12 protein-coding genes and 1 pseudogene are annotated in these 12,418 nt (G+C 67.6%); 8 read left to right on the top strand and 5 right to left on the bottom strand.

What is annotated here, in order from left to right:
* Positions 1–3 precede the first annotated feature (3 nt).
* Together LEL84_RS11725 and LEL84_RS11720 are read right to left on the bottom strand one after the other, a co-directional pair.
* Positions 4–954, bottom strand: coding sequence for a serine/threonine-protein kinase (locus LEL84_RS11725; protein WP_205333355.1), 951 nt, complete (start codon positions 952–954; stop codon positions 4–6).
* 61 nt (positions 955–1,015) lie between these two features.
* Complete coding sequence (locus LEL84_RS11720) at positions 1,016–1,441, bottom strand: nitroreductase/quinone reductase family protein (RefSeq protein WP_226514155.1); 426 nt, start codon at positions 1,439–1,441, stop codon at positions 1,016–1,018.
* An 85-nt stretch (positions 1,442–1,526) separates the two neighbouring features.
* Between LEL84_RS11720 and LEL84_RS11715 the strand changes: the two genes are divergently transcribed.
* On the top strand, positions 1,527–2,891 hold the full coding sequence (locus LEL84_RS11715; protein ID WP_226514154.1) for an FAD-binding oxidoreductase: 1,365 nt from the start codon (positions 1,527–1,529) through the stop codon (positions 2,889–2,891).
* Here LEL84_RS11715 and LEL84_RS11710 read toward each other — a convergent pair.
* Complete coding sequence (locus LEL84_RS11710; RefSeq protein WP_226514153.1) at positions 2,839–3,975, bottom strand: sensor domain-containing diguanylate cyclase; 1,137 nt, start codon at positions 3,973–3,975, stop codon at positions 2,839–2,841. The genes LEL84_RS11715 and LEL84_RS11710 overlap by 53 nt on opposite strands.
* Here LEL84_RS11710 and LEL84_RS11705 point away from each other — a divergent pair.
* Together LEL84_RS11705 and LEL84_RS11700 are read left to right on the top strand one after the other, a co-directional pair.
* Entirely contained in the window at positions 3,961–4,143 is a 183-nt protein-coding gene (locus tag LEL84_RS11705) for a hypothetical protein (protein WP_223258896.1), read from the top strand. The genes LEL84_RS11710 and LEL84_RS11705 overlap by 15 nt on opposite strands.
* Before the next feature lie 353 nt (positions 4,144–4,496).
* Positions 4,497–5,408, top strand: a complete 912-nt coding sequence (locus LEL84_RS11700) for a LysR family transcriptional regulator (protein WP_065632460.1) — start codon at positions 4,497–4,499, stop codon at positions 5,406–5,408.
* 17 nt (positions 5,409–5,425) lie between these two features.
* Here LEL84_RS11700 and LEL84_RS11695 read toward each other — a convergent pair whose 3' ends face one another.
* Entirely contained in the window at positions 5,426–6,217 is a 792-nt protein-coding gene (locus LEL84_RS11695; protein ID WP_226514152.1) for a glycoside hydrolase family 16 protein, read from the bottom strand.
* 81 nt (positions 6,218–6,298) lie between these two features.
* On the opposite strand from LEL84_RS11695, the gene LEL84_RS11690 reads away from it, so the two are divergent.
* Both LEL84_RS11690 and LEL84_RS11685 read left to right on the top strand, forming a co-directional pair.
* The gene (locus LEL84_RS11690; protein WP_226514151.1) at positions 6,299–6,487 is read left to right on the top strand and encodes a hypothetical protein; all 189 of its coding nucleotides are present in this window, start codon (positions 6,299–6,301) and stop codon (positions 6,485–6,487) included.
* The gene (locus LEL84_RS11685) at positions 6,484–7,251 is read left to right on the top strand and encodes a proline dehydrogenase family protein (RefSeq protein WP_264186875.1); all 768 of its coding nucleotides are present in this window, start codon (positions 6,484–6,486) and stop codon (positions 7,249–7,251) included. The genes LEL84_RS11690 and LEL84_RS11685 overlap by 4 nt, the downstream gene beginning before the upstream one ends.
* Here LEL84_RS11685 and LEL84_RS11680 read toward each other — a convergent pair.
* Positions 7,226–7,825 (bottom strand): TetR-like C-terminal domain-containing protein, encoded by a 600-nt coding sequence (locus tag LEL84_RS11680; protein WP_226514149.1) that lies wholly within the window; start codon positions 7,823–7,825, stop codon positions 7,226–7,228. The two genes, LEL84_RS11685 and LEL84_RS11680, sit on opposite strands and share 26 nt — an antisense overlap.
* Before the next feature lie 39 nt (positions 7,826–7,864).
* Here LEL84_RS11680 and LEL84_RS11675 point away from each other — a divergent pair.
* From LEL84_RS11675 to LEL84_RS11665, 3 genes and pseudogenes are all read left to right on the top strand, one after another.
* Positions 7,865–8,992 (top strand): annotated as a pseudogene (locus LEL84_RS11675) (hypothetical protein).
* 9 nt (positions 8,993–9,001) lie between these two features.
* Positions 9,002–10,039 (top strand): TIGR03617 family F420-dependent LLM class oxidoreductase, encoded by a 1,038-nt coding sequence (locus LEL84_RS11670; protein ID WP_226514148.1) that lies wholly within the window; start codon positions 9,002–9,004, stop codon positions 10,037–10,039.
* Positions 10,036–12,408 (top strand): PEP/pyruvate-binding domain-containing protein, encoded by a 2,373-nt coding sequence (locus LEL84_RS11665; protein WP_226514147.1) that lies wholly within the window; start codon positions 10,036–10,038, stop codon positions 12,406–12,408. Before LEL84_RS11670 ends, LEL84_RS11665 begins: the two co-directional genes overlap by 4 nt.
* Positions 12,409–12,418: the final 10 nt, after the last annotated feature.

Genomic DNA, 12,418 nt, shown 5'->3' with positions numbered 1-12,418 from the left:
CGCTCACCGGCCGCGGGGCCACCAGGTCGAGCGTTGCGGCGACTCCGGCACGGGCACGTCCCGCATGAGCCGGGTCAGGATCTCGACGAGGGCGGTGCACGAGGGATACCGGTCCTCCGGTGACTTCGCCAGCGCCTTGGCGAAGATCGAGTTCATCGCCGACGGCAGCCAGGGGCGGCGTCGGGTGAGTTTCGGCGGGTCGTCGTTGAGGTGGGCATAGGTGATCGCGAAAGCGGTGTTCCGCGGATACGGCGGTGTGCCCGTGATGAGTTCGACGAGTGTGCACGCGAATGCGTAGAAATCGGTTGCGGGGGTGAGCTTCTGGGCCTGCAGTAGTTCGGGCGAGGCGTAGCCGATGGAACCCTGCACACGACCGTTGCGCGCGAGGGGACGGGTGTCGTCGAGGAACTGGGCGATCCCGAAGTCCGAGAGGTAGGCGTCGAGGGGTGTACCCACAGATCGCGGGGTGCGGGAGAGGAGGATGTTAGCGGGTTTGACGTCGCGATGCAGGATGTCCTGCGAATGCGCATGATCCAGCGCATCGGCGATCTGCATCGCCACCCGCAGGATGGTGTCCATGTCCGGCTCGTCGCCGCGCTCGGGGACGAGGGCGGTCGCCGCGGGGCCGCCGATGTACTGCATGGTCAGCCACATCGACGGCAGGTGCCGCGGCCCGAGCGACCCGCGCGGGGAGGCGATCTCGCCGTGCTCGATCATGCGCACGATGTGCGGATGATCGAGCAGCGACGCGATCCCGAATTCCCGCTCGAAGCGCTCCCGGACGCGCGCGTGGTCGGACGCGTTCGGGTGCAGGACCTTCAGGGCCAGCGGCCCGTCGCACGACGGGTCCCCGTCGTCGCCGGTGCGATGGACCCGGAACACATCTGCGCTCGCCCCGCCACCGAGGAAGTCGTCGATGGTGAAGCCGGCCACGCTCTCGCCAACCTCGAACACCCTGCCAGGGTAGTGGCGTTCGCGGGCCGGCGGCGGTAACCGCGGGGTCAGCGAGCCGGGGTCAGCGAGCCGGGGTCAGCCGGAAGATCGGGAACCGCCGGCCCTGCGCGGTCTCGGTGTACTTCAGGAACTGCTCGGATGCCGAGATGAACTTCTGCCACGCGGGTTCCCAGTCGTCGCCCTCGACTTCGGTCACCGCGGTGTCGAGACGTTCGACGCCGTTTGCCGCCGGCGCCTCCACGGCGACCGATTCGGGATGGGCCCGTAGGTTGTGCACCCACGCCGGGGCCTTCGGCGAGCCGGCGTACGAGCCGATGACCAGCCAGCTGTCGGCGTCGGGCAGGGCGAACAGGGGACTGATCCGCGGCTCGCCGGACTTGGCGCCCAGCGTGTGCAGGAGCACGAGGTTCTTGCCGAAGCCGGCGGTGTCCACATGCCCGTTGTTGGAGCGGAACTCGTTGATGACGGTCGCGTTGAAATCGTTCACGTCGCTCATTGTCGCGGTGCCCGGCATTTCCGGCCATGTATCAATCTGAAACCGTGGTCGTTCGGTCTGCGAATACTCTGAACAGATGAGTGTCGACCCGAGTTCGCTGGCCGCTTCCCTTCCCGACGGCATGGTGGTCACCGACGCCGACATCGTGGCCGGCTACCGGCAGGACCGTGCCGCCGATCCGACGGCCGGCACCCCGCTCGCACTAGTTCGGCCGACCACCACCGCCGAAGTGCAGGACACCGTTCGCTGGTGTGCCGCCAACGGTGTCCCGATCATCACGCGGGGTGCGGGTACGAGCTTGTCGGGCGGATCGACGGCCGTCGACGGCGCGATCATGCTCTCCACCGAGAAGATGCGGGACATCGACGTCGACCCGGCGACGCGCACCGCCGTCGTCCAACCCGGACTGTTCAACTCGGAGGTGAAGGCCGCGGCCGCCGCGTCGGGACTGTGGTATCCGCCGGACCCGTCGTCGTTCGAGATCTGCTCGATCGGGGGGAACGTCGCCACCAACGCCGGCGGACTGTGCTGCGTCAAGTACGGCGTCACCACGGACTACGTCCTGGGTCTGGAAGTCGTGCTCGCCGACGGCCGGGCGGTACGCGTCGGCGGCAAGCAGCTCAAGGACTCCGCGGGCCTGCCGCTGACCAAGCTGTTCGTGGGCAGCGAAGGGCTGCTCGGGATCATCACCGAGGTCACCTTGCGGCTGTTGCCACCGCAAGGCCCCGCGAGCACCGTCGTCGGCGTGTTCGGTTCGGTGCACGACGCCAGCCGGGCGGTGCTGGCGGTCACCGGGGACATGCGTCCCGCGATGCTCGAGTTCATGGACTCGGTCGCGATCAACGCCGTCGAGGACCTGTTGCGGATGGGCCTCGACCGGGAGGCCGGGGCGCTCCTCGTCGCCCAGTCCGACGCCCCGGGTGCGGCCGGCGCGGCCGAGGTCGAGTTCATCCGGAAGGCGTTCGAGTCCAACGGCGCCGGCGAGGTCTTCGCGACCGACGACCCCGTCGAGGGCGAGGCGTTCACCGCGGCCCGCCGCGCGGCGATCCCGGCGGTGGAGAAGCTGGGATCGTTGCTGCTCGAGGACGTCGGCGTACCGCTGCCCTCGTTGCCCGACCTCATCGACGGTGTCGCCGAGATCGCGGCCGGGAACCGGGTGATGATCTCGGTGATCGCCCACGCCGGCGACGGCAACACGCACCCGCTGATCGTCTTCGACCCCGCCGATGTGGACGAGGCGACGCGCGCCCAGGTCGCCTTCGGTCAGATCATGGACCTCGCGATCGACTTGGGCGGCACCATCACCGGCGAGCACGGGGTGGGACGACTGAAGAAGGGCTGGCTGCCCGACCAGGTGGGGCCCGACGTCATGGAACTGACGGCTCGGATCAAGCAGGCTCTCGACCCCGACGGTCTGCTGAACCCGGGCGTGCTGTTGTAGGTGGGCGGCCTCCGGTGGACCGGGAGGCCGCGGTGCGCCCCGCCACCACATAGGTGTCGCGGCCTGCGGCCTTGGCGTCGAAGAGCGCGTCATCGGCGACATCGAACTCGTGCCGGATGAAGGCGTCGGCGTCGTCGGCGGACATGTGGCCGCCCGGTGTGACCCCCACGGCGATGCCCAGGCTCATCGTCGCGGTCGCACCACCGGGGATCGTGATCCGCCCCGCACGGATGCGTTCGGCGAGCGCGCGCACCGAGGTCTCGTCGGCAAGCGTCGCGATCGCGAACTCGTCACCGCCGAGTCGCGCGGCGATGGCCTTCTCGTCCGTGGCCCCTTGCAGAATCGCCGCGACCCGCTCCAGGACGTCATCACCCATCGCGTGACCGTGTTCGTCGTTGATGGCCTTGAACCGGTCGACATCCGCGGTGACCAAGGCGAACGGGTGGGCGGGGCTGCGACGGAGCATTGTCGTCGTCGCGTAGATGAAGCCGCGACGATTCAGCAATCCGGTGAGCGAATCGGTATTCGCCATGATGAGCTGATGTTTCAGCGATCGCTGGAAATCAGATGTGTAACTGCGATGAAGGGCCGTGGTGCCATTGGTGACGACCAATAATGCGAGTGTGGTGAACAGGACGTTCAACACCGGAGTGCCATCTGCCCATGACATGAGGCCCATCGCGCAGACCGCGATGCTCGAGTAGATCATGTGGGCGTACGCGACCGGGGACCGGACGAAATGCGCCACATATGACCCGATGACGGCGAAGATCACGGCGCAGAACTGGGCCAGGATGATGTCGGAGATGGCCAGGATCGCGACGGTCAGCACAGCGTCGGCCCACAGGACGAACAGGGTGTTGACCCCCCTGATCGACGACTGTTTGGTCCACCAGATCACGCCGAGGTGGACCCGGCTGACCACGAGAGCCATCGGGATCGTGGAGGCGACGACGATGCCGAGGGCGATCGAGCGCGGGACGGATCCCTGTGTGCCACTCGGCGTGAAGAGGGCGATCGTGCCGAGCGCCCCGCACACCGCGACCAGTACGGCGATGGTGACGCGGACATGCCATTCGCGCATCCGGACCTGTTTGAGGACGTGATCGGCGTTGTCGTAGAAAAGGTGATGATGGCCGGATATCTCACCGGTGGCCGGTCCGTGGCGAAGAGCCCGGAAACGAGCGGCGGGCCGTTCATCCTGGTCTCCGCGTTGTCGGTGCTCGATGGCCGCATCCTCTTTCACTCGTGATGCGCGTGACGCGCATGCATGTCGCGACGACGAATCGTCGAACACACGTTACGGAGTTTAGAGGACGATTAAAGATCGTTTCTTCTCGAAATCCGCGATATGACCCAACGGAGCGAAAGATGTAAGAATCGGCAGAATTGCCGTCGATCTGATGCGCGCTGAGACGGTCGTGCCGATCGGGCCCGATCAGCCGCCTCCTGCTGGGGTCCTCCCGTCCCCTCCGCGGGAGGGACCCCAGCAGGTAGTCCGAATGCGATGTGGCCGGCGCGAACCTGGCCTCGCGGAATTCAGCATATTGGCTCGATGGTCAACCTACAATCACATCAATCGGGATAACTGACAGGAGATCGTTGATGAATGGTCCCGGGGAGCCCGGACTACGTGATATCGACCTCCGACGACTGCGAATGTTCGTCGTCGTGATGGAGGCGCCCAGCCTTCGTGTCGCCGCGGATGACCTGTTCATCAGCCAGCAAGCGCTCTCCTCGGCGATCCGCGAACTCGAGCGACACCTGGGGGTGGAGCTCTTCTCGCGGTCGCGCCGAAGCCTCACGCCGACGCCCGCGGGTGAGGCGCTCTACCGTGGTGCAGTGCCGTTGCTGGCCGGTGGCGAACAGCTCGCGACGCAGGTACGACGGGTGGACGCCGGCTCGCCTGCGCCGTTCGTGATCGGTCACGCCCCGGACCTCGCCTCCTCCGAAGTCTTCCGGATCATCGAACCGGTGGTGCTCGCCGACTCGTCGGTGCCGATCACGGTACGACCGGTCTTCGCCGAACTCATTCGCGACGAGTTGCTGTCGGGAGCCATCGACATGGCTCTCGGACGAGGCGTGGCGGCCCCGCCGGACATGGCCACCACCATCGCGACACAACACGAACTGCGTCTGGCGGTGCGTGCCGATCACCCGCTGGCCGCGCACGACCGGGTCGACATGGCCGACCTCGCCGGCTACGAGATCGTCGTCTGGGGTCCCGAGCACGAGTACGAGTACACCGACATCCTCGTCGGCATGTGTCGGCGTGCCGGGTTCGAACCGAAGATCATCCTGTCGACGCTGCTGGGGACGCCCCCGCACACGGCGGTGATCGCACACCCCGACGCGTGCGCATTCGTCACCAATGAACCCGGCTGGATCTACGTCAACCGCATCCGGATCGTCGAGTTCACCGATCCGCCGTTCGCACCCGTCCGCGCGATGTGGTTGCCCAACACCTCGTCGACACTCCGGCGACAGATCCTCGCCGCGGCCGAGAACTCGCTCTGAGGCTCCGGCCGCAGGCCTCAGGTGCCGTCGAGTCTGCTGACCTGCACCGCGGCCACGTCGAAGATCCGCGGGTACCCGACCGTCGAGTCGGGGACGGCGCGGTCCGGGAAGTCGAAGACGCTCAGCATCAACTGCATCGGGTAGTCGATGGACTGGTCGACCGTCTTGACCGTGTGCCCGTCGACGCTGAACACGAGCCGGTGAGGTTCCCAGTCGACGGCGTACTCGTGCAGGTCGGCGAGATCGTGCGGGATCTCGATGACCGAGAAGTCGTCGACGATCCGAGGGTCACGGTGCGGATGGACGCCCACCCCGACCGTCCACGGCTCGCCGGGCCGCGGGCCGAAGATCTCGGCGACGCAGATCTCGCCGGACTCGTCGGGGCGCTCCTCGGTGCCGAGAAGCCAGAACGCCACCATCGATGCCGGATCGCGGATCGCGCGCATGGTCACCTCGAACCGGCCGTGGGCTTGGGCGAAGCGGATCTCCGAGGCGCGATCGGTGGTGACGGTCAATCCGTCGCGGTGGGCGTGCTGACCGACCGGGCTGCCGATCGGGCCGGCGTGATGCCCGGTCTGCAGGCTCGAGACCCGCATGGCCGACTCGGACGGCCGCCAGGCGGGCTGGTCGTCGTCGATGCACAGCCGTGAGCGTCCCTCCGATGTGTTCCACCGGGCGGCGGAGTTCTCGGGTGTCGACCAGTGCGGCAGATACGCGGCGATCCACGTCCGGGGGTCGAAACCGTCGCCGGTGAAGTCGTCGTGCAGGGTCGTCGTGAGGCCCGTCAGATCCGCGGTGGGTCGGTCCATGGGATTACGGTACAACGACTTTCGTGGGCCACACGCGTAGTGTGTGCGGGTCAGCACAGGCGTGATCAGAGGTGGGATGACTTGGAGACGACAACTGCGGCCGACACTCTCCGGCGATGGGCGCTCGACGAAGACCTGAAGTCCCGGGTCATGGCCGACCCCGCGCTCCCGACTGTGCGCGGCGAGTCGCCGACCGCTACACCGCGGGAGAAGATGTCGAGTCCGCGATCCGCGCCGGAGCGCGCGCCGTGGAACGCGGACACCGGGTGAGCATCGAGTACACGGGCGAGAGCGTCCGCGATGCCGCCGAAGCGACCGCGGCCACGGACGTGTTCGTGTCCGTCGCCGAACACATCGGCCGGACCGGACTGCCGTCGACGGTCTCCGGTGATCTGTCGCACATCGGCCTCCTCGTCTCCGAGGAGCTGGTGCGCGACAACGCTTCTCGCTTGGCGCAGGCGTGTGCCGCGGTGAACTCGGTCTTCATGATCTCGGCCGAGGGATCGGACCGGGCCGACCAGGTTCTCGAGGTCTACGACTGGCTGTCGCAGCGATTCGACAACGTGGGCATCACACTTCAGGCACGGCTCCACCGCTCGGAGGGCGACGTCGAACGCCTCCTCGCGATCGGTGGCCGCATCCGGCTCGTCAAAGGCGCGTTCTACGTATCGGATTCGACCGCGCTGTCGCGAGAGGATCCGGAATTGGCGGAGCGCTTCGGACGTCTCGCACGGCGCATCGTCGACGGCGGCGGCTCCCTCACACTCGCGACCCACGACGAGGTGCTGCTGACGCGCGTCCTCGACTCGGTCGGCGCCGCCGACGCCCTCGAGGTCGAGATGCTGATGGGTCTCGGAACCGACCTCCTCGATCGGTTGGCGGCGAACGGGGTTGCCACGCGCGAATACTGCATCTTCGGCTCGGAATGGTGGTTGTACGTGCTCAACCGCATCGCCGAAGACCCGACGCGGGTGTTCCAGGCCATCGTCGACCTGGGACGGGGGACGGTCAGCCCGCCGGCCACCTCTCGGTGATCAGCTCGACCATCTCCTCGACCCACGCGTCGTCGAGTGCGGCGTCGCTGCGGATGAGGATGCGGAAGATCGCGGTACCGGCGACGACCTCCGCGAGCATGGGCAACCGGTCGTCGCCCCGGCGTTCCTGACCGAACCGGGATTCGAAGGCGGTGAGGTCGCCGGCGAGCCGGGCGATCATCTGACTGTGCAGCTCGGGTGAGGCCACGGTGTCGGCGATGAGACCCGGAAGCGCCACGCGCACCTCGGGTCGGTTGAACATGGCCCGCACGATCTCGACAAGGGCCCGGATGTCCTGTCGGGCGTCACCCGAACCCGTTGGCGGTTCCAGGGTTTCGGCTGCCAGCACCGCTTCGTGGACGAGTTGGGCCTTGCCGGACCAGCGCCGGTAGATGGCCGCGGTGGTGGTGCCCGCGCGGGCCGCGATCGCCGAGAGGGACAGCGCCGGGTAGCCCGTCTCGAGGATGAGTTCGCGGGTGGCCGCGATGATCGCGGTATCGATCCGCCCGTCGCGGGGCCGTCCGGGCGACGCAGGGTTCGACCTCTTGTGTTCCCTTCGGCCATCTGCTGTCATGAGTTCCAGCATAGTTGCAATACGGTGTGCATCGTATTTATGGGAGGGTCCGTGGAACTCAGTCCACTAGACGAATATCCGATCCATCAGGCCCCGGCGCCGATCACCTGGCCGGCGACCTCCGACCGGAACTTCTACGACCGTTCGTACTTCAACGTCCTCGACCGCGAGGGCCGGTTCATGGCGCTGACCGGCATCGGCTACTACCCGCGGCTCGGGGTCAAGGACGCCTACTTCGTCGTCCGGCGCGGCGACACCCAGACCGCGGTGCACCTGAGCGACGCCATCGACGACGACCGCCTGCGGTAGAACGTCAACGGCTACCGCCTGGATGTGCTGGAGCCGTTGCAGGAACTACATCTGACGCTGGCCGAGACCGAGGGGATCTCCGCCGATCTGACCTGGCGCGGTCTCTTCCCCGCGGCGCTGGAGAAGCCGCACGACATGCTCACCGAACGGCGGGTCACCCTGCAGGCGTGCCGGTTTGCGCAAGTGGGCAGCTGGCAGGGATGGATCGATGTCGACGGGGAGCGGTTGACGGTCGAGCACGACACCAGCGTGGCGAGTCGTGACCGGTCGTGGGGCATCCGCCCCGTCGGTGAGTCCGAACCCGCGGGCCGGCCCGACACCGCCTTCCGCGGTATGTGGTGGCTGTACCTGCCGTTGGCCTTCGACGACTTCCAGTTGTTCCTGATCCTGCAAGAGGATCCCGACGGTCATCGCAGTCTCTACGACTGCACGCGGCGCTGGCGGGACGGCCGCGTCGAGCAACTCGACGGTGTGCGCGTCGCCATCGACTACACGCCGGGCACACGGATCCCCCGGGGCGCGCACGTCGAGTTCCTGACCCGTGCCGGTGAGCGGGTGGTCCTCGATGTTGAGTCGAAACTGTTCGCTCCCATTGCGTTCGGATCGGGGTACGGCGGTGACTCGTCGTGGGGTCACGGCACATGGAAGGACGGACCGTTCGCCGAACGCGTCAGCTTCGACCTCACCGACCCGGAGGTGATGGCGCGGGCGCCCTTCAGTCTCATCGACCACGTCGGGTCGGCCGTCTGTACCGAACCGGACGGCACCGTCCGGCATGGTGCCGGTCTGTTCGAGCACGGCGTCATCGGTCCTCATCATCCGTCGGGATTCTCCGACTGGACCGATGTGATCGGCTAGGACATCGATATGAAGATCATGACGGCGTTGTTCGATCCGGTCGGAGCGGTCGATCGCGCGCGGGCGCTGCAGGAGGCCGGCGCGTCGGGCGTGTTCACCTTCGAAGGTCCGCACGACGTGTTCACGCCGCTCGCGCTGGCGACGGCGGTCGACGGGCTCGACATCATGTCCAACGTGGCGATCGCACTGCCGCGCAACCCGATCCAGCTCGCGCACCAGGCCAACGACCTGCAGCTGCTCAGTGAGGGCAGGTTCATTCTCGGACTGGGCACCCAGGTGCGCGCGCAGATCGAGAAGCGATACGGCACCGAGTTCGATCGTCCGGTGGAGCGGATGAAGGAGATGGTCGGTGCCCTGCGGGCCATTTTCGCCACCTGGAACGACGGTGAGCGTCTGGACTTCCGGGGCGAGTATCACCGGCACACCCTGATGACGCCGACCTTCGTACCCGGCCCGAATCCCTACGGGCCGCCGCCGATCTACCTGGGCGCGTTGGGCCCTCGACTCACCCGTGCCACCGCCGAGGTCGCCGATGGTCTGCTGGTGATGCCCTTCGGGTCGAAGCGGTTCTTGCACGGCACGACGCTGCCCGCGGTCCGCGACGGTCTCGCGGCGGCCGGTCGGATCGAGGACGACTTCGAGGTGGTGCCCGAGATCATCGTCTCGGTCGCCGGGAGCGGCGCGAGCGGGCCGAATGCGACGGTCGCGACAGACCGCGACGCCGACCACGCCTCGACGCGAATGCTGTTGGCGTTTTATGGTTCCACTCCCGCATACCGGCCCGTGCTCGATGCGCACGGATGGGGCGACCTGCAGCCGGAACTCAACGCGATGTCCAAACAGGGACGCTGGCAGGAGATGGCCGGGCTGATCGACGACGAGATCCTCCACACCATCGCCGCCTGCGGCACTCCGGCCGAGATCGCCGCACACATCCGCGACCGCGTCGAGGGTGTGTCGGACCGTATCTGCCTCTACCAACCGGGACCCATCGGTGTGGAACCGCTGGCCGAGATCGTCGATTCCCTGACCGGTGACGCGAGATGAGCGCGGAAACAGTCGAATTCGAGGAGATCACCGACGACCGCTACGGCGGCAAGGCGGCCGGGCTCGCACGTCTGCGGCGCCTGGGTCTCCCGGTGCCGCCCGGGTACGTCATCGCCGGCGTGTCCAGGGTGTCCGACGCTGCGACAGCGAGATTCGACGAGATGGCCGCCGCCGGCTGGACACCGGTCGCGGTCCGGTCCTCGGCCGTGGGGGAGGACGGGGACGACCAGTCCTTCGCCGGCCAGTACGACACCGTGCTGGGGGTCGACACCGTCGACCGCTTCGTCGACGCGGTTCGCGCCTGTGCCGACTCGGTGCACTCGCGCCGCGCGTCGTCGTACAGCGGGAATGCCTCGGCCACCATGAATGTGGTGGTCCAGCGGATGGTCGATGCGCGCGCCGCGGGCGTGGTGTTCACCGCGGACCCGGTCTCAGGTCGACGCGACCTGACGGTGATCGACATCGTTTCCGGGCTCGGCGAATCGCTCGTCGACGGGACAGCTGCTCCCGATCACGTCGTGCTCGATGCCGACGGAACCCCGGTGGTCAACGAAACCGTTGCGGCGCCGGTTCTGTCACCGGTCGAGATCGCGGCGATCCAGTCCGGTGCCCGCCGGGCCGAGCAGGAGTGGGGCCGGCCGATGGACCTCGAATGGGCCATCGACAAATCCGGTGAACTCTGGTGGTTGCAGGCTCGGCCGATCACCACGCTGCCCGGTGACCTGAACGAGATGGACTCGCCGGTGGCCGGCGCCGACCATGTGTACACACGATGCAACATCGGCGAGATGATGCCGGGCGCGTTCTGTCCGCTGACCGCATCGGTCTCCGGGTTCGCGATCGACTACGCGATGCAGATGGTGCAGGTGGTCGCCCGGGCACAGGAGCGATACGAGAAGCCCTGGCTGCAGGTGGGTTACTTCTACGGGCACATGTTCCTGAACCTGACCGAGGGCACGGCACTGAGTTCGGGCATCCTCGGGAACTCGCTGGAACAGTTCTCGACCTCGATCTGCGGGCGGGTCATCGACGAACTCGAACCCAAGCCGCCACAACCGTTCCGGCGCAAGCTCGGGAACACCATCCGGCTGACCTCGCACGCGCTGTCGGTCGGTCCGGCCATCCGTCGACTGCCCGGTGAGATCGCCGGGTTCGCGGTGCCGACGAGCCGCGACCCCCGGGTCGTATGGGAGGAGCTGGAAGCCGGGGTCGCCCAGTACTGCGATGTCACCCTCATCCATGTGCGGTCGTCCTCACGCGCTGCCGTCGCGGCTAATGTGCTCGAGAGCGTGCTGGTCCGGCGGGCGGAGAAGGACGGCCGCACCGAGGACGACGGCAAGGCCGAGGCCGCCCGGCTCATGGCCGGCGCCTCGGAGGTGGAGAGCGCACTGATGCTCGCCGAACTCGACGCCGTCGTACGGACGATCGCCGCCGATTCCGCGGTGGCCGAGGAATTCCTCGATGCAACGCCCGATGATGCGGTCACTACGTTGCAGTCGTCCGACGGAGGTGCCGGCTCGGCCCTGCGGAGATTCCTCGAGCGCCACGGACATCGCGGGTACCGCGAACTGTGCATGCGCGATCCGTCCTGGGCCGATGACCCCGGCGGTCTGGGCGCGATGATGCAGGTGATGCTGCGGTCGGTCGGGACCCGGACCGTCGCGCGACCCGACCCTGCGCCCGTCGACCTGCACCCCTCTCGGTCGATCCGAGTCCTGGCCCGCATGGCGCAGGGCGGCGCGCGCGGGCGCGAGGAGACGAAGTCGCGGATGGCGCTGATGGCCCATCGGCTCAAGCGAGGTTACCGGCACCTCGGCGAGGTGCTGGCCGAGACCGGACGGCTTCCCGACGCCGATCTCGTCTTCTTCTTCGACCGTGCGGAGCTGCAACGGGTCGTCGACGCCGGCGACATCACCGACCTCGTCGAGAGCGCGCGGAAGCGCCGGGAAGCGTTGTCGTACCAGGATCGGCTCGAGTTCGACGATGTGTCGGTCGGCCGCCCGTCCCCGCGCGTCGTGGCTCCTGAGCGGAATGTCGGCGATGGCCGGATCGTGGGTCGACCGGCGGGCCGGGGAACCGTCGAAGGCGTGGTGCGCGTGGCGAAGTCGATCGTGGAGGCGCGTGATGTCCAGCGCGGTGAGATCCTCGTGGCACCTGTCACCGACGTCGGCTGGACGCCGTACTTCACCGTCATCGGTGCACTGGTCACCGACATCGGCAGTTCGGTCTCGCACGGTGCGGTGGTCGCCCGCGAGTACGGACTGCCGTGCGTCGTGAACACCCTGGTGGGCACCCAGGTGTTGCGGACGGGAGACCGCGTGCGGGTCGATGGAGATCGCGGGATCGTCGAACGGCTCGAGGCGAGCTGAACCGGTTGAG

Source organism: Gordonia sp. WA4-43 (genome assembly GCF_020520305.1).
Classification (GTDB): domain Bacteria; phylum Actinomycetota; class Actinomycetes; order Mycobacteriales; family Mycobacteriaceae; genus Gordonia; species Gordonia hongkongensis.
Note: the sequence above shows the minus strand (reverse complement) of the source record. Positions and strands in the feature narration are given on the sequence as shown.

What these genes read in the sequence shown, in the direction of transcription:
- LEL84_RS11700 (WP_065632460.1), top strand. Translation starts at nt 4,497, where the DNA reads ATGAATGGTCCCGGGGAGCCCGGACTACGTGATATCGACCTCCGACGA.
- LEL84_RS11715 (WP_226514154.1), top strand. Translation starts at nt 1,527, where the DNA reads ATGAGTGTCGACCCGAGTTCGCTGGCCGCTTCCCTTCCCGACGGCATG.
- LEL84_RS11665 (WP_226514147.1), top strand. Translation starts at nt 10,036, where the DNA reads ATGAGCGCGGAAACAGTCGAATTCGAGGAGATCACCGACGACCGCTAC.
- LEL84_RS11670 (WP_226514148.1), top strand. Translation starts at nt 9,002, where the DNA reads ATGAAGATCATGACGGCGTTGTTCGATCCGGTCGGAGCGGTCGATCGC.
- LEL84_RS11705 (WP_223258896.1), top strand. Translation starts at nt 3,961, where the DNA reads ATGCCATTCGCGCATCCGGACCTGTTTGAGGACGTGATCGGCGTTGTC.
- LEL84_RS11695 (WP_226514152.1), bottom strand. Translation starts at nt 6,217, where the DNA reads ATGGACCGACCCACCGCGGATCTGACGGGCCTCACGACGACCCTGCAC.
- LEL84_RS11680 (WP_226514149.1), bottom strand. Translation starts at nt 7,825, where the DNA reads ATGACAGCAGATGGCCGAAGGGAACACAAGAGGTCGAACCCTGCGTCG.
- LEL84_RS11710 (WP_226514153.1), bottom strand. Translation starts at nt 3,975, where the DNA reads ATGCGCGAATGGCATGTCCGCGTCACCATCGCCGTACTGGTCGCGGTG.